This window comes from Allobosea sp. 2KB_26 (assembly GCF_052115715.1).
Lineage (GTDB): Bacteria > Pseudomonadota > Alphaproteobacteria > Rhizobiales > Beijerinckiaceae > Allobosea.
In genome coordinates this window covers 510,757-527,966 of record NZ_JBFRHE010000003.1, presented here as the reverse complement: position 1 = coordinate 527,966, position 17,210 = coordinate 510,757, and the positions used below count along the sequence as shown (strand labels likewise).

The 17,210-nt window shown below is 66.2% G+C and carries 18 protein-coding genes; 6 read left to right on the top strand and 12 right to left on the bottom strand.

Going from position 1 to position 17,210, the window contains the following annotated elements; all coding sequences use genetic code 11:
* Positions 1–3: 3 nt before the first annotated feature.
* The gene (locus AB4099_RS13260; RefSeq protein ID WP_441478422.1) at positions 4–1,407 is read right to left on the bottom strand and encodes an amidase; all 1,404 of its coding nucleotides are present in this window, start codon (positions 1,405–1,407) and stop codon (positions 4–6) included.
* A gap of 170 nt (positions 1,408–1,577) precedes the next feature.
* Between AB4099_RS13260 and gcvA the strand changes: the two genes are divergently transcribed.
* Positions 1,578–2,480 carry a transcriptional regulator GcvA gene (gcvA, locus tag AB4099_RS13255; protein ID WP_441478421.1) on the top strand — a complete coding sequence of 301 codons (903 nt, stop codon included), beginning with the start codon at positions 1,578–1,580 and terminating at the stop codon, positions 2,478–2,480.
* 21 nt (positions 2,481–2,501) lie between these two features.
* Here the strand turns inward: gcvA and AB4099_RS13250 are convergent, their stop codons facing one another.
* A complete protein-coding gene (locus AB4099_RS13250) occupies positions 2,502–3,740 on the bottom strand; it encodes an aspartate kinase (RefSeq protein WP_441478420.1) in 1,239 nt (412 codons plus the stop codon).
* A gap of 148 nt (positions 3,741–3,888) precedes the next feature.
* Here AB4099_RS13250 and ubiG point away from each other — a divergent pair, with 148 nt between their 5' ends.
* Positions 3,889–4,644: a bifunctional 2-polyprenyl-6-hydroxyphenol methylase/3-demethylubiquinol 3-O-methyltransferase UbiG gene (ubiG, locus tag AB4099_RS13245; RefSeq protein ID WP_441478419.1), complete on the top strand. Its 756-nt coding sequence runs from the start codon at positions 3,889–3,891 to the stop codon at positions 4,642–4,644.
* Positions 4,645–4,747: 103 nt separating this feature from the next.
* Here ubiG and AB4099_RS13240 read toward each other — a convergent pair whose 3' ends face one another.
* The 4 genes from AB4099_RS13240 to AB4099_RS13225 form a co-directional block, all read right to left on the bottom strand.
* Positions 4,748–4,912 (bottom strand): hypothetical protein, encoded by a 165-nt coding sequence (locus AB4099_RS13240; RefSeq protein ID WP_441478418.1) that lies wholly within the window; start codon positions 4,910–4,912, stop codon positions 4,748–4,750.
* Positions 4,913–5,027: 115 nt separating this feature from the next.
* Positions 5,028–5,396, bottom strand: a complete 369-nt coding sequence (locus AB4099_RS13235; protein WP_441478417.1) for a DUF4180 domain-containing protein — start codon at positions 5,394–5,396, stop codon at positions 5,028–5,030.
* A gap of 42 nt (positions 5,397–5,438) precedes the next feature.
* Positions 5,439–5,738, bottom strand: a complete 300-nt coding sequence (locus AB4099_RS13230; RefSeq protein WP_441478416.1) for a hypothetical protein — start codon at positions 5,736–5,738, stop codon at positions 5,439–5,441.
* On the bottom strand, positions 5,713–6,060 hold the full coding sequence (locus tag AB4099_RS13225; RefSeq protein ID WP_441478415.1) for a hypothetical protein: 348 nt from the start codon (positions 6,058–6,060) through the stop codon (positions 5,713–5,715). The genes AB4099_RS13230 and AB4099_RS13225 overlap by 26 nt, the downstream gene beginning before the upstream one ends.
* Before the next feature lie 69 nt (positions 6,061–6,129).
* Here AB4099_RS13225 and ccrA point away from each other — a divergent pair, with 69 nt between their 5' ends.
* Positions 6,130–7,404 carry a crotonyl-CoA carboxylase/reductase gene (gene ccrA / locus AB4099_RS13220; RefSeq protein ID WP_113518246.1) on the top strand — a complete coding sequence of 425 codons (1,275 nt, stop codon included), beginning with the start codon at positions 6,130–6,132 and terminating at the stop codon, positions 7,402–7,404.
* 230 nt (positions 7,405–7,634) lie between these two features.
* Entirely contained in the window at positions 7,635–8,564 is a 930-nt protein-coding gene (locus AB4099_RS13215; protein ID WP_441478414.1) for an acetamidase/formamidase family protein, read from the top strand.
* Positions 8,565–8,620: 56 nt separating this feature from the next.
* Here the strand turns inward: AB4099_RS13215 and aac(6') are convergent, their stop codons facing one another.
* From aac(6') to AB4099_RS13200, 3 genes are read right to left on the bottom strand one after another with little or no spacing between them, the layout of a single operon-like run.
* Positions 8,621–9,070, bottom strand: a complete 450-nt coding sequence (aac(6'), locus tag AB4099_RS13210; RefSeq protein ID WP_441478413.1) for an aminoglycoside 6'-N-acetyltransferase — start codon at positions 9,068–9,070, stop codon at positions 8,621–8,623.
* Between the two features lie 58 nt (positions 9,071–9,128).
* Entirely contained in the window at positions 9,129–9,641 is a 513-nt protein-coding gene (locus AB4099_RS13205) for a GNAT family N-acetyltransferase (RefSeq protein ID WP_441478412.1), read from the bottom strand.
* A 50-nt stretch (positions 9,642–9,691) separates the two neighbouring features.
* Positions 9,692–10,549, bottom strand: a complete 858-nt coding sequence (locus AB4099_RS13200) for a YihY/virulence factor BrkB family protein (RefSeq protein ID WP_113518242.1) — start codon at positions 10,547–10,549, stop codon at positions 9,692–9,694.
* A 203-nt stretch (positions 10,550–10,752) separates the two neighbouring features.
* Between AB4099_RS13200 and AB4099_RS13195 the strand changes: the two genes are divergently transcribed.
* Positions 10,753–11,637: a DMT family transporter gene (locus AB4099_RS13195; RefSeq protein WP_441478411.1), complete on the top strand. Its 885-nt coding sequence runs from the start codon at positions 10,753–10,755 to the stop codon at positions 11,635–11,637.
* 79 nt (positions 11,638–11,716) lie between these two features.
* Entirely contained in the window at positions 11,717–13,393 is a 1,677-nt protein-coding gene (locus AB4099_RS13190; protein WP_441478410.1) for an acyl-CoA dehydrogenase family protein, read from the top strand.
* Between the two features lie 16 nt (positions 13,394–13,409).
* Here AB4099_RS13190 and AB4099_RS13185 read toward each other — a convergent pair whose 3' ends face one another.
* The 3 genes from AB4099_RS13185 to AB4099_RS13175 are packed head-to-tail and all read right to left on the bottom strand — an operon-like array spanning position 13,410 to position 17,129.
* Positions 13,410–14,492, bottom strand: a complete 1,083-nt coding sequence (locus tag AB4099_RS13185) for an ABC transporter ATP-binding protein (protein WP_441478409.1) — start codon at positions 14,490–14,492, stop codon at positions 13,410–13,412.
* Entirely contained in the window at positions 14,489–16,078 is a 1,590-nt protein-coding gene (locus AB4099_RS13180; protein WP_441478408.1) for an ABC transporter permease, read from the bottom strand. The genes AB4099_RS13185 and AB4099_RS13180 overlap by 4 nt, the downstream gene beginning before the upstream one ends.
* Before the next feature lie 55 nt (positions 16,079–16,133).
* Complete coding sequence (locus AB4099_RS13175) at positions 16,134–17,129, bottom strand: iron ABC transporter substrate-binding protein (protein WP_441478465.1); 996 nt, start codon at positions 17,127–17,129, stop codon at positions 16,134–16,136.
* Positions 17,130–17,210 lie beyond the last annotated feature (81 nt).

The following is a 17,210-nucleotide window of genomic DNA, read 5'->3' as shown; positions in this document are numbered from 1 at the left end:
TTCTCAAAGGGCGGGATGGCGGCGGTGCCACGTGGTCGCTGCCTGGAAGGCTGCGCCGGCACGGATCAGCATGGCTTCGCCCAGCTCTGCTGCAACGAGCTGGAGCCCGATCGGCATTCCCTCGGAGAAGCCGCCGGGCAGCGTGAGCGTCGGGTTGCCCGTCATGTTGAACGGGCAGGTATAGCGCTGCAGGTCGGCGATCAGCCCGGGCTGCTCGCCTAATGTGCTGATCGTCGCCAACGTCAGCGGCGGCACGGGCTGAACCGGGGTCAGCAGCAGATCGATATCACCGAACAGGGCGGCAACGCGCCCGCGGAAGGCCATGCGTCGCAGCAGGATGCGCTGATAGTCCAGGCCCGACAACACGCGCCCCGCCTCGATGACCGAGGCGAGAACCGGACCGTATTCGCCCTTCCGCGCGGGATAGGTCGCATCATGGGCGACAGCGGCTTCCACCGCGCAGTTCGGCGCCCAATCGGCGACGATCTGTTTCACATCCGGGACATGGACCTCGATGATCTCGGCCCCGAGCGTGCGATAGGCTGCGATGGCCTCGTTCAGGACCGCCTGCGTCGTCGCGTCGACACCTTCGCTGTTCCATGCGCGATCGACGCCGATCCGCACGCCGCCGATGCCGTGCCGGGTCGCTGCGAGATAGTCGGGAACGGCCGCAACGAGCGCGGTCGGATCAGCGGGATCGGCACCGGCGATGACCTGCAGGATCGCGGCGACATCCCTGGTATCGCGCGCCATCGGCCCGACATGATCCAGCGTCGCCGCCAGTTCGAATGCTCCGTGACGGCTGACCCGGCCCCAGCTCGGTTTCAGTCCCGTCAGGCCGGTCGCGGCGCAGGGCCAGCGGATCGACCCTCCGGTATCGGAACCGAGCGAGCCGTAGCACAGGCCGGCCGCCGTCGCCGCGGCCGAGCCGCTCGACGAGATTCCGGTCCAGTACGCGGCATTCCACGGATTGCGCGGCGGCGTCACCAGGGGGTGGTGGTCGGAATAAGCCCCTTCCGTCATCTGCAGCTTGCCCAGCAGCACGGCTCCCGCCTCGCGCAAGCGGCGCACCACCGTGGCGTCCTCCCGCGGCCGGTGCCGCCTATGGATCGTGGTTCCTGCCGCCGTCGGAAAACCCTGCGTCCAGAACAGGTCCTTCACGGCGATCGGCACGCCATGCAGGGGGCCGCGATAGCGCCCGGCCGCGATCTCTGCCTCCGCGGCCTCTGCCTCGGCCAGCGCGGTATCGGCCATCACGCCGGCAAAGCTGTGAAGCTCCGTATCCAGGCGTTCGATGCGCTGGAGCTGCGACCGCGTCACCGCCACGGGCGAGATGTCGCGTGCCTGGATGCGCGCCGCGAGCTCCGACAATGAGAGGTAATGCGTCGCATCGGGAAGACTGGGCATGCACGGGCTCCGGCCGGAATGGATAGGCTAACGATTGAGTTTTTCTCTTGTCGATCATTTCAAGGCGGTGGGTGATCCGCTGCAGCGAAGTGATCAGTATTGACCAATTTGACGAGTGACTAGGCCGGAGGCAAACTAGCAATCCTGCGAAAATAAGTTAGAAAAACTAAATGAAAATCTATCGGCTGCCACCGTTGAATGCCCTGCGCGCCTTCGAGGCGACGGCTCGGCATCTCTCCGTGAAGGAGGCTGCCGATGAGCTCTGCGTGACGCCGGGCGCGGTCAGCCAGATGCTCAAGGCCCTGGAGCTTCATTTCGGCACGCAGCTCTTCCTGCGGATCAATCGGGGCATGGTCCTCACGCCCGCCGGACAGAGCCTGATGCCGCCGGTGCGCAACGCCTTCCGGCAGATCGCCGAGGCATCAAGGCGCATCGCGGCCGATCCCGGCACGGGCCCGCTGACGATCAGCACGACGCCATTCTTCGCAAGCGCCTGGCTGGTGCCACGCCTCAAGCAGTTCCACGACGCTCACCCCGATATCGACCTGCGGGTCGTGACCGGTACTGCACTGGTGGATTTCAGCCGCGACGGGGTCGATGTCGCGATCCGCCATGGCTTCGGCCATTATCCGGGATTGCGCAGCGAGCATCTCGTTGCGGTCGAGGTTGTTCCCGTCGCGGCTCCGGCCCTGCTCGCGAGCCTCGGCCGGCCAAGGGATGCGGCTGGCCTGGCGCATTGGCCGCATGTCCATGACAGCGAGCGCAAGGCCTGGCAGCGCTGGTTTCAGGCGCAGGGCATCGAGGAATTCGGTGCGCCGCGCGGGCCGTCCTTCGACGATTCAGGCCTGATGCTGAAAGCGGTGCTCTCGGGGCAGGGCGCGGGATTGCTGCCGGCGGCGATGATCGAAACCGATATCGCGGACGGGCGGCTCATCCAGCTCGCGAATGTCGCGCTGCTGGAAGATTTCGCCTATTTTCTCGTCTTCCCCGAGACGAGCCGGGCGCGGCCCGGGGTTGCCGCGTTCTGCGCCTGGATGCGGGAGGTCGCCGCCGCCTATAGGCAGGCGGCGTAGCCGGACTCCCCGCTGATCGCCTCAGGCTGCGTCCAGCCCATAGAGCGAGTGCAGCGTCCGCACCGCGAGCTCGGTATAGGCGGCGTCGATCAGCACCGAGAACTTGATCTCGGAGGTCGTGATCGCGCGGATGTTGATGCCCTTCTCGGCGAGCGCGTGGAAGGCGCGGGCCGCGACACCGGCATGGCTGCGCATACCGACGCCGATGGCCGAGATCTTCACCACGTCGGTGGCGCCCTGCAGGCTCTGATAGGCGATGCTGTCGTGGCGGCTCTCGAGCAGCGTCTTGGCGCGCTCGTAATCGGCGGTCGGGACCGTGAAGGTGATGTCGGTGGTCGCCTGGTCGTCCGAGACGACCTGGATGATCATGTCGACATTGATGTTCGCATCGGCGAGCGGACCGAAAATGGCCGCGGCCACGCCCGGCTTGTCGGCGACACGCCGGAGCGTGATCTGGGCTTCGTCGCGCGAAAACGCGATGCCGGTGACGATCTGCTGTTCCACGATGTCGTCCTCGTCGCAGATGAGGGTGCCTGGATTGGGGTTTTCTGGGTCGTCGAAGGAGGAGCGCACATAGGTCGGCACGCGCTGGACCATGGCGATCTCGACCGAGCGCACTTGCAGCACCTTCGAGCCGAGCGAGGCCATCTCCAGCATCTCCTCGAAGGAGACCTTGTCCATGCGCCGGGCCTTCGGCACGACGCGTGGATCGGTGGTGTAGACTCCGTCGACATCGGTGTAGATGTCGCAGCGATCGGCTTTGAGGCCGGCGGCAAGCGCGACCGCGCTGGTATCGGAGCCGCCGCGCCCGAGCGTGACGATGCGTTTCGTCGTCGCGTGCACGCCCTGGAAGCCGGAGCAGACCGCGATTTCACGATTGCGGTCGAATCCGGCGAGGATGCCGGCGCCGTCGACTCCCTCGATGCGGGCGGAGCCATGCGCGTCAGAACCGAAGAGCGGGATCTGCCAGCCCTGCCAGGAGCGCGCCGGCAGGCCCATGGACTGCAGCACGATCGCCATCAGGCCGGAGGTGACCTGCTCGCCCGATGCGACCACGGCGTCATATTCCGCATGGTCGTAGAACGGTGCCGCCTCCTTGCACCAGGCCACGAGCTCGTTGGTCTTGCCCGACATGGCGGAAACAACGACTGCGACCTCGTTGCCGGCGTCGAACTCGCGTTTGACGTGGCGGGCGGCATTCTTGATACGCTCGACAGTGGCGACGGAGGTCCCGCCGAATTTCAACACCAGACGGGCCATAGCGGTCCAAGGGCTCTCTAGAAACGCCCGGCGACGTGCCGGGACGAAAGGTCCCCCTCGCGCCGGGCGAAGGGCGGGTGTAGATGACGGGCAGCACCGCAAGTGTCAATGCGGTCCGCGCCCTATTGGCACAAAGGGGGAATCACCCATGGCATTCGCAGCGTCTCAAACCGGCTCGACGATCGATGCTGCCGAGGTCGCGCGCTTCGATGCCATGGCCAGGACCTGGTGGGACCCGAAGGGCCCCATGGCCGTGCTGCACAAGTTCAATCCGGTGCGGCTCGGTTTCGTCAAGGCTCTTGCCTGCGAACGTTTCGGGCGCGATCCGAAATCGCTGCAGAGCCTGGAAGGGCTGGCGCTGGTCGATATCGGCTGCGGCGGCGGCGTGCTGTCGGAGCCCCTGGCGCGGCTCGGCGCCGAGGTCACGGGGCTCGATCCGGCTCCGACCAATATCGCGGTCGCCCGGACCCATGCCGAACGCAGCGGGCTTGCGATCGACTATCGCGAGACGACGATCGAGAGCCTCGTCGCCGAGGGCCGGCGCTTCGACATCGTGCTCGCCATGGAAGTGGTCGAGCATGTCGCCGATGTCGAAGCCTTCGTCGGCGCCTGCTGCGCGGCAGTGAAGCCCGGCGGGCTCCTGGTGATGGCGACGCTCAACCGCACGCTGAAATCCTACGCACTGGCGATCGTCGGGGCAGAATATGTCCTGCGCTGGCTGCCCCGCGGCACGCATGACTGGGAGAAATTCGTCACACCGGCGGAACTCGAGGCCGCGATCGCGCGCAACGGGCTGGAGCTCGGCGAGAGCACGGGCGTGGCCTACAATCCCTTCACGGATCGCTGGTCGGCGTCGCGCGACATGGATGTGAACTACATGCTGGCAGCGGCGCGGCCGGTCTGAAGCATTGGCCCTAAAAGTGGCTTGCGGTTTCCGGGAAGGCCGATGCTGACACAGAAAACCAGGGCGTTCACCTCGTCCCGGTGGTGAATGTATACTTCTCTGGTCAGTGGTTTTTAGCTATACTAAGAATAAGACTGGCGAGCCCCAGCAGTAGTTTCAGCACAAGTATGATGAGGCTAGCCAACAGGAAGCCTTCAGCAACAGCTATCGCTGTTGGATCAGTCACCCCCATTTCGGCGGCAGCGATGCGAACGATGTCCCGGATCATGGCTTGCCAGACCCCGTAGGGTTCCCCTCTGTCTGCGCTTTTGGTTCTGAAACAGGCTTGTGCTTCACGATGTTGCGGAGAGCGGTGTTGGATTGTCCTGCGCGTTCATCCGCTTTCATTTCGCGCGCAGCATCGCCTGTTCCAGGGCGTTCATGTCGTCGAGAAACCACAGGGCCTGGCCCTGATTGGCCTCGCGGACGAAGTCGCGCAGCGCCGCACTCTCGGCGCTCCAGCGCGAGATGTCGCCGATGATCGCGAGCTGCATCCGGTAATTGACGAATTTCTGGGCGACTTCGCCGGCAAGACGCGTGCTGAGCTTGAAGAAGTCGTTGCTCAGGCGCGCGACCGGGATCACGACCATGTCTGCATCTTCGGCCCAGGCCGCGCCCAGGAAATCGCCGATGTCACGCTCGCTGGCGAGCAACGGGCCGTCTTCGGCGCATATCAGCACGCGCCGGCCGCGAATCACGGTCGATCTGTCCATGCCGACGATTGTCTTGACCCAGCGGCAGGAACGCAAGCGGCATCAGATCACCCGCTTGGCGACGCCGCCGGCCACGAGCGCGAGAATCCCGGCCGCAGTGGCGGCAATGGCGGTAGCCGTCTGCCGGTTGGCGATGACCACGTAACCAAACCTTCGCCACAGGATCGCGCCGATGATGGCGCCGCCGACGAGGACGACCGCATTGGGAATGATTCCGAAGCCGTGCTCCCCAAGGATCCCGTCGGCGATCCAGCCCAGCAGCAGCGCGCAGCCGGCAGCGAAGCCAAGGAAAACCAGGAATTCCGGAAGTGGAAGGTCAGGAAGGCCGAGCAGCAGTAGCAATTGACGCATGGTCGATCGCTCCAAAGTATTTGCGGTCTGAAATTAGCACGGCTGTGCCGCCGATCATGCGGGCTCGTGCTGATGAGGTTAAAAAACGTCTGCAGATCGTTTCAAAATTCACGGCGAAAGACGTGAGGTTGAGGGGGCAGATCTTCGGCTGCAGCGCATCGGCAGGCGTCTGAGGCCTATTGGGCGGCGATGAAGCAATCGCCTCAGGCGCAATCTTCGTGTTCGGTCGGAACATAAGCCGGGATTCGGACTTGTTTTTTGCAGTGCGACATAATTCCTTAGGAGGATAGCGCAGCGCAGCATCGAGCCGCATGATCGCCTCAACTCCGTCGGCCGCCCTCTGGCGGCGCAAGGCGGCGAGGAAGACGAAGGGGAGAGAGCCATGTCCAAGCCGCAGCCTGTTCCGCACCGCCCGCTCAAGGATCTCTACGAGCTGAACGAGCTGCCGCCGCTCGGTCATGTCCCCGCCACCATGTATGCCTGGACCATCCGGCGCGAGCGCCATGGTCCGCCGCAAGAGAGCTTCCAGGTCGAGGTCGTGCCGACCTGGGCAATCGGCGAGGAGGAGGTGCTGCTGCTCGTGATGGCCGGCGGCGTCAACTATAACGGCATCTGGGCCGGTCTCGGCCAGCCGATCTCGCCCTTCGACGTCCACAAGGCATCGCTTCATATCGCCGGCTCCGATGCGTCCGGCATCGTCTGGGCGGTCGGCTCCAAGGTGAAGCGCTGGAAGGTCGGCGACGAGGTCATCGTCCATTGCAATCAGGACGATGGCGACGACGAGGAGTGCAATGGCGGCGACCCGATGTTCTCGTCCTCCCAGCGCATCTGGGGCTATGAGACGCCGGACGGCTCCTTCGCCCAGTTCTGCCGGGTGCAGTCGCGCCAGCTGATGCTGAAGCCGAAGCACCTCTCCTGGGAGGAATCGGCCTGCTACACGCTGACCCTGGCCACCGCCTACCGGATGCTCTTCGGCCATGCCCCGCACACGATCAAGCCGGGCGACAACGTGCTGATCTGGGGGGCCTCGGGCGGCCTTGGCGTCTTCGGCGTGCAGCTCTGCGCGGCCTCCGGCGCCAATGCGATCGGTGTGATCTCGGACGAAAGCAAGCGCGACTACGTGCTCGGTCTTGGCGCCAAGGGCGTGATCAACCGCAAGGAGTTCAACTGCTGGGGCCAGATGCCCAAGGTCAACTCCCCCGAATATGGGGAATGGACCAAGGAAGCGCGCAAGTTCGGCAAGGCGATCTGGGACATCACCGGCAAGAAGGATGTCGATATCGTCTTCGAACATCCCGGCGAGGCGACCTTCCCGGTCTCCTGCCTCGTCGCCAAGCGCGGCGGGATGATCGTCTTCTGCGCCGGCACCTCGGGCTTCAACATCACCTTTGACGCCCGCTATGTCTGGATGCGGCAGAAGCGCGTGCAGGGCTCGCATTTCGCCCATCTCAAGCAGGCGAGCGCCGCCAACCAGTTCGTGCTCGACCGTCGTATCGACCCCTGCATGTCCGAGGTCTTTCCCTGGGACAAGATCCCGCTCGCCCACCACAAAATGTGGAAGAACGAGCACGCTCCGGGCAACATGGCCGTGCTGGTCTATGCCCCCCGCACCGGCCTGCGGAATTTCGACGATGTCGCGGAGGCGCTTGGCGGCTGAGGCCACAGTGTCAGCAACGGCTCCGTCATGACCACTGCGCTGGCCTGATCGGGAGGAACGCTTCCGCGTCCGAGCCCGATGCGTCGCGTGCAGCCCAGCTGGCTAGCGCGCCAACAAATGTTTCGACTACGGTGACGCAAGGCTAGGTCCACAACGGATTCGGCCGGGACGCTTCGCGACGGCTGAACCCTTGCTCCCTGAAGCGCCCGCAAGACTGGCAGGTGAGATTCATGGCGCTTCATCGTTTCGTCCCGAATTCCTATTCCAATGTCATGGCCACGCTGCCTCCGGTTCTCACGGTCGCCAGCGGCGACACGATCGTGACGACGACGCTCGATGCCGCCGGCATCGACCATGAGGGCGTCCAGCGTGCCCCGCGGGGCAACCCGATGACCGGTCCGTTTGCCGTTACCGGAGCCGAGCCGGGCGATGCGTTGGTCGTGACGATCGTCAGGATGACCCCGAACCGCAAGACCGGCTGGACCTATTCGCCCCTCTCGCAGCAAGTGGTCGATCCGCGCACCGTGGCCGATCTGCCGAAGAGCGAGCGCTTCGAATGGGCGATTGATGCGGAAAAGGGCACGGTCAGCCTGATCGGCGGTTCGGAGCGCATCTCCGGCTGGAGCTTTCCGCTGTCCCCGATGATCGGCTGCTTCGGCGTGGCTCCGGCCGGCGGTCAGGCGATCTCGACTGCGACGAGCGGGGCCTATGGCGGCAATATGGACTATCGCCGCTTCGGGCCGGGCGCGAGCATCGCCTTCCCCGTCTCCGAGACGGGCGGGCTGTTCTTCCTGGGGGACGGGCATGCCTGCCAGGGCGATGGCGAGATCGTCGGCACCGGCATCGAAACCAGTTTCGAGATCGAGTTCACCCTGCATCTGCGCAAGAATGCGCCGGGTCGGTGGCCGCGTTGCGAGACCGCGACCGAAATCATGACCCTGGCCAGCGGCCGCCCGCTCGACCAGCCGCTCCAGTTCGCGACAACCGAGATGCTCCGCTGGATCGTCGACGACCTCGGTGTCGATGCCGTCGAGGCGAGCCATCTGCTCGGCCAGCTGGTGCGCTACGACGTCGCCAACATCTTCAACCCCGCCTATTGCGTGGCCTGCCGGCTGGAGAAGAACGACATCACCAGGGCGATGTCGCTGCTCGGCACGTGACCCTGGCGAGGCGGCGCCCGGCTGGCAGCCCACCGCAACAAAGGCCGGGCAAGGGCTCAGCCGGGCTGTAGCCGCTTGCGATAAAACACCCCGCGCTCGGTTTCTTCGAAGCCGAGCGCTTCATGCGCCTGCTGGGAGACGGCATTGGTCAGGCCCGTGTCTGAGGCGAGTTCGACACAGCCATGGCCCCTTGCCCAGGCCTCGACAGCTGCGCAAAGCGCGCGGGCGACGCCGTGAAGCCGCCAGTCGGGCGCGACATAGATCCCTTCGAGGAAGCCGACGGGCGAGGTCTCGCAGCCATTGACGTAGTCATGTCGCAGCGCTGCCTCGGCGAGTCCGATTGCTGCGCCAGCACCGTCCCATGCGATGAACGCGGTCTCGTTCAGGCTTTCGAGAATGCCCGCGGCGGCGTCGCGATGCTCCTGCACGGTCGAATCCGGCCACAGCGCCAGGCGCAGCCGGACCCAGTCCTCCAGCATCCCAGCGGTGCAGGTTTCGATCAGCATCGGGCCAGCCGCGTCCTCCTTGCCTCCGGACCGGTAACAGCGCGACCGCGCTCGCCAGTCACGATGCCAGGCGCTCCAGCATCGTGTAGGGGCCGCCCTTGTAGGTGGAGCTTCCGAAGGGCCGGTAACCGAACTTCTCAGCCAGGCGCAGCGAGGCGGCATTGTCGGGGTTGATGATGCAGACGGTGCGGGCAGGCGCGTGCGTGCGGGTAAGCCAGTCATGGCTCGCGGCGACCGCTTCTGCTGCCAAGCCCCGTCCATGCGTCGAACGCGCCATGATCCAGGAGGCTTCAGGGACGCCGTCGAAGCGCTCGCCCAGGCCGCGGTGGAAATCGGCGAGGCCGACATCTCCGACCAGTTCGCCGCTCGCCTTGTCGAAGACGGCGAACATGCCGTAGCCGAGCAGCGACCAGTGGCCGGCATAGCGCAGCAGCCTGTTCCAGCCATCCTCCCGCGACAATTGCGGCACGGCAATGAACCGGAACAGCTCCCGGTCCGAGAACATCGCGTACCAGGGTTCGAAATCCTCCAGCGCATGAGGGCGCAGGAGCAGGCGTGGCGTCTCGATCATGGGCGGACAGAAAGCAGCAGCACGACTCGGCGTCAACGCAGGCGAACGCCCTACAGCCCTGCGATCGCTTCGCCGGGGTCGGCCCTTGGCGCCCGCGCGATCGCGAAGGCGGCGTTCAGCTCTGCGCCATAGAGGAAGATCGCTGCGAGCCAATACAGGAAGACGAGCGCGATCATCGCCGTCGCAAGGCCGGCATAGGTCGTGACATAGGCGCCGGCAAAGCCGTCGAGATACCAGCCGAAGCCGAGGCCGCCGACGAGCCAGAAGGCCAGCGTCACGAGGATGCCCGGCCAGAGCGTCCGGATATGCGGGGCGCGGGCCGGGAGCGTGCTGTGCGCGACGATCAGCGCCAGGACGATCAGCAGGGTCGCACCAGCAACGCGCAGGAAGCTGAGCAGGATGGAAAGCGGCGCCAGCCAGGGCGCGAAGCCGATCAGCCAGCGCAGCACAAGCGGCCCGAGCACCACGAGAAACGCGAAGGAGAGCATGAACACGGCGCCGCCGATCACGTAGAGGATCGATTCCAGCCGCGTATGCCACCAGGCCCGCCATTCATAGGCCTCATAGGCGCGGTTGAGGCCGATGCGCAGCGCCTCGACGCCGGACGAGGAGAAATACAGCGCCAGGAGCGCGCCGAATGTCAGCGCGTCGCTGCGCACTGCCGTCAGCACCGAGCGCACCTCGCGCGCAATCGGGATGGCGATCTCCTTGGGCCAGGCTTCGAGGAGCAGCGCCGTGGCTTCGTCGGCTGCATTCTGCGTGCCGAAGACACCGCCGAGCGCGGTGACCAGGATCAGGAAGGGGAAGAGCGACATCAGTACGGAGAGCGCGATATGGCTGGCGATCGCCCAGGAATCATGGGCGACGAAGCGCTCGAAGGCGAGGGCGGGGACAGACAGCAGCGACATGCGGAGACTCGGGCGGGCGGTCGCCGATTGTGACCTCAACCCGCTTCGGCGTCATCCAGGTCTGTGCCTGATCCCCTCGGGCCCCCTTGCTGGTCCCGCATGACGCATCCGTTCCCTCGCCTCGACATGCCGTCCCGGCGTCGTCGGACGGCGACAAGCGCTTGCGCCGGGCTTATCAGGACGATCAGCGAAAGCCGGTGCCCATGCTCGAATCGCCCCTGTTCCTGCGCGTCATCCCGCTCGTCTTCACGCTGCTCTGGTCGAGCGGCTGGATCGTTGCAGGCTATTCCGCGCGCTATGCCGACCCGCTGACCTTCCTGGCCGTGCGCTATGCCTGTGCCGGCCTGCTGCTCATCGGCCTGGCGCTCGCCGTCGGTGCGCCCTGGCCGAAGGGCCGCCGCGCGATCATCGACTGCATCGTCACCGGTATCCTGCTGCATGCCGTCTATCTCGGCGGCGTCTGGTGGGCGGTGCGTCATGGCCTGCCGGCCGGTGTTTCCGGCCTGATTGCCGGCCTCCAGCCCGTGCTGACCGCGCTGTTTTCCCCGCTTCTGGTCGGCGAACGCATCTCGCCCGTGCGCTGGGCCGGGATTCTCTGCGGTTTCCTCGGCATTGCCCTGGTGCTCGAGCCCAAGCTGGTCGGCGTCGATCCGCAGGCGCTCGCCGGCATCCTGCTGCCGGTCGGCGTCAATATCGTCGCGATGTTCGCGGTGACCTTCGGCTCCTTCTATCAGAAGAAACGCATCGTCACCGGCGACCTGCGGACCGTGACCGCCTGGCAGTACACTGCGGCCTTCCTCGTCACGCTGCCCGTCGCCTATGCGCTCGAACCGATGCGGATCGAATGGAACCTGACCATGGCCCTGGTGCTGGCCTGGTCGGTCCTGGCGCTCTCGCTCGGCGGTATCGGGCTCTATCTCTGGCTGATCCGGCGCGGCGAGGTCTCGCGCACCGCGACCTTCCTCTATCTCGTGCCGCCGGCCGTGGCGGTCGAGGCCTGGCTGCTCTTCGGGGAGACGCTGACGCCGCTCCAGCTCGTCGGCATGGCGGTTGCGGTGCTCGGCGTCGTGCTGGCCAGTCGAAAATAGTCTGGCCCCCAGCCGAAAGGTGGATTTCGGATTCGCCGGATTCTCTCCTATGCTGCGTCGCAACAAAGGGAGAGAGATCATGAGCGCCAATGTCGCCCGCAACTCCGAAGCCCCTGGCTCCGCCGTCGACTTGATCGGTGCCGCTCTGCCCGGATTCGAGACGCTGCTGGACCAGGCGATCGCCGCGGTACGCCAGAAGGTGCTGGTCGACGGCAAGATCTCGTCTTCGAGGCTCGAAGCCGAGCAGCACGCGGCGCATGGCCTGTCCTGGCTCGCGACCTATGTCATGGCGCTGCGCGAGATGAAGGCCTATGGCGAGCGCCTGCAGGCTGAGGATCGCTACGGCGCCACCGAGGATTACGCGCTGCGCGTCGGCGCCGGTGAATATGCCGCCCAGATCTTTGGCGGCATCCCGATGAGCCAGGGCGAGATCATCAGGCTCTCGGCGCTCGGCCTGGGCCAGAAGGCGATCGCCACTGCCCGCGGCGAAGCGGCGGAAGCCCTGATCGCGCAGGGCAACACGCCGGAAAACCGTTCGCGCCTCGTCGCCCTGTTCAGCCAGTCGCAGGGGCTGGCCAGCGTCGGCGATCCCGGCCTCGACGAGACCCTGGAAGCGATCCGCTCCGAGATGCGCCGTTTCTGCGAGGCGGAGGTGACGCCGTATGCGCATGAATGGCATCTGGAGAACCATTACATCCCGATGCCGGTCGTCGAGAAGATGGCCGAGCTTGGCGTCTTCGGCCTGACCATTCCCGAGGAATTCGGCGGCATGGGCCTCAGCAAGGTCTCGATGTGCGTCGTCTCGGAGGAGCTTTCGCGCGGCTATATCGGCGTCGGCTCGCTCGGCACCCGCTCCGAAATCGCGGCCGAGCTCATCCTCTGCGGAGGCACGCCGGAGCAGAAGGCGCATTGGCTGCCGAAGATCGCCGCGGGCGAGACCTTGCCGACGGCCGTCTTCACCGAGCCCAATACCGGCTCGGATCTCGCTTCGCTGCGCACCAAGGCGGTGCGGGATGGCGAAGTCTTCAAGGTCCATGGCAACAAGACCTGGATCACCCATCCCGTTCGCGCCGACATCATGACGCTGCTTGTCCGCACCGACCCGGACGCTCCGGGTTATCGCGGCCTGTCCATGCTGATTGCCGAAAAGCCGCGCGGCACGGACGAAGACCCGTTCCCGGTTGCCGGCCTGACCGGCGGCGAGATCGAGGTGCTCGGCTATCGCGGGATGAAGGAATACGAGCTCGCCTTCGATGGTTTCGAGGTCAAGGCCGGGAACCTGCTCGGTGGTGTCGAAGGCCAGGGCTTCAAGCAGCTCATGCAGACCTTCGAAGCGGCCCGCATCCAGACGGCGGCGCGCGCCATCGGCGTGGCGCAATCGGCCTTCGATCTGGGGCTGCGCTATGCCCAGGAACGCATCCAGTTCGGCAAGCCGCTGATCGCCTTCCCGCGCGTCGCCGACAAGCTCGCGATGATGGCGGCCGAAATCCTGATCGCCCGCCAGCTCACCTATTTCGCCGCCCGCGAGAAGGATGCCGAGCGCCGCTGCGATCTCGAGGCCGGCATGGCCAAGCTGCTCGGCGCCCGTGTTGCCTGGGCCGCAGCCGATAACGCGCTGCAGATCCATGGCGGCAATGGTTTTGCGCTGGAATACCCGATCAGCCGCGTCCTCTGTGACGCCCGCATCCTGAACATCTTCGAGGGGGCGGCGGAGATTCAGGCGCAGGTGATCGCGCGACGGCTGGTCGAGGGCTGAGAGCGCCCCGGGCTGGCTATCGCTTCGCCTTGCCGACAGGCTCCAGGGCGGTTGTGCCATCGAACGGGTAGGCCGCGCCGGAAACCTCGATCGCCACATGCGTTCCCGGTTCCGGCGGTGCCGGGTCGGATGAGCGCAACTGCAGCAGGGTGCTCGTGTCCGCATCGAGCGCGATCGTGACGAGGCTGCTGGCGCCACCGAACTCGACTTCGACGATCCGCCCCCCGGTGCCGCCAGCGTGCTCGGGGTTGTCCGGCCGCAGGCGAAGCTGTTCGGGGCGCAGCAGGATCGTCGCCGGGCCGCGCCGGGTTCGGTCGGCGATCGAAATCTGCCCGAGTGCGCAGCGCGCCGCGCCGTCGGCGAGCTCGGCCTGCAGCAGGATCGCGTCGCCGAGGAACCTTGCGATCGCGGGGTCGCGCGGTTGCAGGTAGAGCAACCGCGGAGGCCCGGCCTGGACCAGGCGGCCCTCCTTCAGCACGACGAGTTGGTCGGCGAAGCCGAGCGCTTCGCCCTGGTCATGCGTGACGAGGATCGCGGTCACCGCGAATTCCCGCAAGACCTCAGCCACCTTGCGGCGCATGGTCTCGCGCAGCCCGGTATCGAGGGCAGAGAAGGGCTCGTCCAGAAGCATCAGTCGCGGCCGCCGGGCGAGCGCACGGGCCAGCGCGACGCGCTGCTGCTGGCCGCCCGACAATTGGTGCGGGCGCCTCTCTGCCATGCTCCGCGGCAGTTCGACTGTGTCCATCAGCTCTGCAATTCGGGCGTCGCGGTCGCTCTGGTTCCGCGTCAGTCCGAAGCCGATATTCTCGGCAATGCTGAGATGCGGGAACAGGGAGCCGTCCTGCGTCACGACCCCGATCCCGCGCAGATGGGCGGGGACGCCCAAACCGCCATCGACGATGATCTCGTTGCCGAGGGTCACGGTTCCGGAATCTGCCGTCTCGAAGCCTGCGATGATGCGCAGCAGGGTCGTCTTGCCCGATCCCGAGGGACCGACGATCGCGGCGCGCACGCCGGGGGCGACCGAGAAGCTGATATCGTCGAGCGCGAGCGTCGCACCGTACTGCTTGCTCAGGCCGGAAACGGTCAGGACGCTCACAGGCCGTTCGCCTTTCGCGACTGCCGATGCAGCATCGCAGCCATCGGGATGGACAGGATGATCATCAGGACCGCATAGGGCGTCGCCGCGACATAGTCGATCTCGCCGGTCAACGACCAGAACTCCGTCGCCAGCGTCCGCGTCCCGTTGGGCGAGAGCAGGAGCGTCGCGGTCAGCTCGGTGGTGATTCCAAGTCCGACCAGCGCCATCGCCGCCGCCAGGCCAGGGGCGGCCAGGCGCAGCGTGACCTGCAGGACCGCCAGCAAGGGAGGCCGCCCGAGAGCCGAGGCAGCCCATTCGAGCTCGACCGGTACCTGCGCGAGACTGCCGCGCAGGCCGATCAGCGCGCGCGGCAGGAAGATCAGTGCATAGGCGACGAGCAGCATGAACCAGCTCTGGTACAATGGCAGCGCGACGCGGACGGTAATCGTGACCAGCGCCAGCGCGACGACGATGCCCGGCAGCGAGCCGACATAGACATGGCAGGCTTCGATCCGGCGCTGCCAGAGCCCCGGCCGCCGCACGCACAGCCAGGCGATCGGGATGGCGGCAGCACTCGTGAGGGCGGCACCGGCCAGGGCATAGAAGACGGTCGTGCCAAAGGCGCCGGCGAGATCGGAGATCCGCCAGGCGTCCGCTCCGCCGAGAACGAGCCAGCGTCCGAGCGTCAGGCTGGGGACGCCGAGCGAGAGCAGTGCATAGGTGAGAAGCAGGCCGAGGCACGGCAGCGTCCAGATTCGGCCGGGCTTCAGCCGGGGAGCCGTACGCGGCGCCCCACTGCCGACGCGGGCCTGACGCTCGCGGCCGCGCAATGCACGGTCGAGCACCAGCAGGCCGAGACAGCACAGCACCAGAACGCCGGCCAGCATGTTGGCCGCAGGGCCGTTATAGCTCGACTGGAACTGGTCGATGATCGCCGTCGCGAAGGTGTCGAAGCGGATCATCGCGAACAGCCCGTATTCCGCCAGCAGGTGCAGGCCGATCAGAAGTGCTCCGCCGGAAACCGGGAGACGCAGCTGCGGCAGCACGACCTGGGTGAAGACCTGGCGGGGCGAGCGTCCGAGGGAGGTCGCAATCTCTTCCAGCGCCGGGTCGAGCCGGCGCAGCTGCGCGACCACGGGCAGATAAATGAAGGGCGTATAGGCCAGCACGGAGATCAGGGTCGCGCCGGGCAGGCCATGGAGGTGCGGGGCAAAGCTCGCCCAGGCATAGCCCTGGACGAAGGCCGGTACCGCCAGGGGCGCGACGGCAAGCCATGACCAGGCGCGTGCCCCGGGGATCGTCGTCCTCTCGGTGAGCCAGGCGAGCAGGATGCCGAGCACAGCCGCAGCCGGAACGACGCAGAGTTCGAGCAGCAGCGTGTTCAGCAGGAGTTCGCCGACGCGCGCGCGGAAAACCAGCGCGACGACGGTGTCTGCGCCGGTCTGGATCGTGATTGCGATCAGGAATGCGAGCGGCGCCAGGCAGAGCAGGGCGACAAGCGCGGCTGCAACCGTCACGGCCTCGTTCAGGCGCCCGTGCAGCGGCCGCAGGGCGGGGTGTCTCTGCAGCGACGTGCTGACAGCGGGCTCGGATACCGTGCTCATGAGATTCTCGATTTGCACGGGCAGCGATGGCGGCTCGCTGCCCGGCAGAGGGCTGTCAGAGCAGCCCGGCCTTGGTCATGAGTTCGGTGACCGCCTTGCTGTCAAGCTTGGACGGTTCGACCTTCGGCGCTTCGAGCTGCGGCAGGGGCACGAGCTTGGGGTGGGATTCCGCGCCCTTGGAAACGGCATACTCAAAGGAATCCCCGGTCCTCAGGATGTCCTGGCCACCCTTGCCGGCGACCCATTTCACGAAGGCCTCGGCCTCCGGCTTGTGCTTGCTGGACGCCAGCACGCCGGCGCCGGAGACGCTGACGAAGGCGCCCGGATCCTGATGCCGGAAATAGTGCAGTGCGACATTGCCGCTGTTCTCGGCGGTCTTCGCCTGATCGCCGAAGAAGTAATAGTGGTAGATCACGGCGCCTTCGACTTCGCCCGTATTCACGGCCTTCATCGCGACGCTGTTGCCGCGATAGGGCTTGGAGCCTGCCTTCATCGCCGTGAGCCAGGTCGCAGTCTCCGCCTCGCCCTTGAGGACGAGCATGGCGCCCACGATCGCCTGGAAATCGGCGCCGGACGGCGAGGCGCCCCAGCGATCCTTCCAGGCCGGCGAGGCCAGATCCATGATCGACTTCGGCAGCTTGTCCTCGCTCAGCTTCGTCTTGTCATAGGCGAAGACGGTCGAGCGGGCCGCAACGCCGAGCCATTTTCCATTGGCCGGACGCAGCGCCTCGGGGACGAGGTCCAGCGTGGCGGGCGAGAGTGGGGCGAACAGGCCGGCATTGTCGACCAGCACCATCGCGGGCGAGTTCTCGGTGATGAAGACATCGGCCGGCGAGGCCGCGCCTTCCTGGACGATCTGGTTGCCGAGTTCGGTATCGCTGCCCTTGCGGAGCGTCACCTTGATCCCGGTTTCCTTGGTGAAGGCGTCTGACCAGGCGCGCGTCAGGCTCTCATGCTGGGCGTTGTAGACGACGATTCCCTCGGGGCTGGGGGCCGGCGCCGCCTGGGCGAGCGCAAAGCTCGAAACCCCGGACGAGAGGATGCCCAGCATCAGGGCGGACGCCAGATGTCGGAAGGAGAAAGCCATGGCGCGTCTCTGGGTTGAAATCTATCGGCGCGACAGTTGATGTCG

What these genes read in the sequence shown, in the direction of transcription:
- AB4099_RS13180 (WP_441478408.1), bottom strand. Translation starts at nt 16,078, where the DNA reads ATGAGCACGGTATCCGAGCCCGCTGTCAGCACGTCGCTGCAGAGACAC.
- AB4099_RS13190 (WP_441478410.1), top strand. Translation starts at nt 11,717, where the DNA reads ATGAGCGCCAATGTCGCCCGCAACTCCGAAGCCCCTGGCTCCGCCGTC.
- ubiG (WP_441478419.1), top strand. Translation starts at nt 3,889, where the DNA reads ATGGCATTCGCAGCGTCTCAAACCGGCTCGACGATCGATGCTGCCGAG.
- AB4099_RS13225 (WP_441478415.1), bottom strand. Translation starts at nt 6,060, where the DNA reads ATGCGGCTCGATGCTGCGCTGCGCTATCCTCCTAAGGAATTATGTCGC.
- AB4099_RS13240 (WP_441478418.1), bottom strand. Translation starts at nt 4,912, where the DNA reads ATGATCCGGGACATCGTTCGCATCGCTGCCGCCGAAATGGGGGTGACT.
- AB4099_RS13175 (WP_441478465.1), bottom strand. Translation starts at nt 17,129, where the DNA reads ATGCTGGGCATCCTCTCGTCCGGGGTTTCGAGCTTTGCGCTCGCCCAG.
- AB4099_RS13215 (WP_441478414.1), top strand. Translation starts at nt 7,635, where the DNA reads ATGGCGCTTCATCGTTTCGTCCCGAATTCCTATTCCAATGTCATGGCC.
- AB4099_RS13200 (WP_113518242.1), bottom strand. Translation starts at nt 10,549, where the DNA reads ATGTCGCTGCTGTCTGTCCCCGCCCTCGCCTTCGAGCGCTTCGTCGCC.
- AB4099_RS13235 (WP_441478417.1), bottom strand. Translation starts at nt 5,396, where the DNA reads ATGGACAGATCGACCGTGATTCGCGGCCGGCGCGTGCTGATATGCGCC.
- AB4099_RS13205 (WP_441478412.1), bottom strand. Translation starts at nt 9,641, where the DNA reads ATGATCGAGACGCCACGCCTGCTCCTGCGCCCTCATGCGCTGGAGGAT.
- gcvA (WP_441478421.1), top strand. Translation starts at nt 1,578, where the DNA reads ATGAAAATCTATCGGCTGCCACCGTTGAATGCCCTGCGCGCCTTCGAG.
- AB4099_RS13250 (WP_441478420.1), bottom strand. Translation starts at nt 3,740, where the DNA reads ATGGCCCGTCTGGTGTTGAAATTCGGCGGGACCTCCGTCGCCACTGTC.
- ccrA (WP_113518246.1), top strand. Translation starts at nt 6,130, where the DNA reads ATGTCCAAGCCGCAGCCTGTTCCGCACCGCCCGCTCAAGGATCTCTAC.
- AB4099_RS13260 (WP_441478422.1), bottom strand. Translation starts at nt 1,407, where the DNA reads ATGCCCAGTCTTCCCGATGCGACGCATTACCTCTCATTGTCGGAGCTC.
- AB4099_RS13195 (WP_441478411.1), top strand. Translation starts at nt 10,753, where the DNA reads ATGCTCGAATCGCCCCTGTTCCTGCGCGTCATCCCGCTCGTCTTCACG.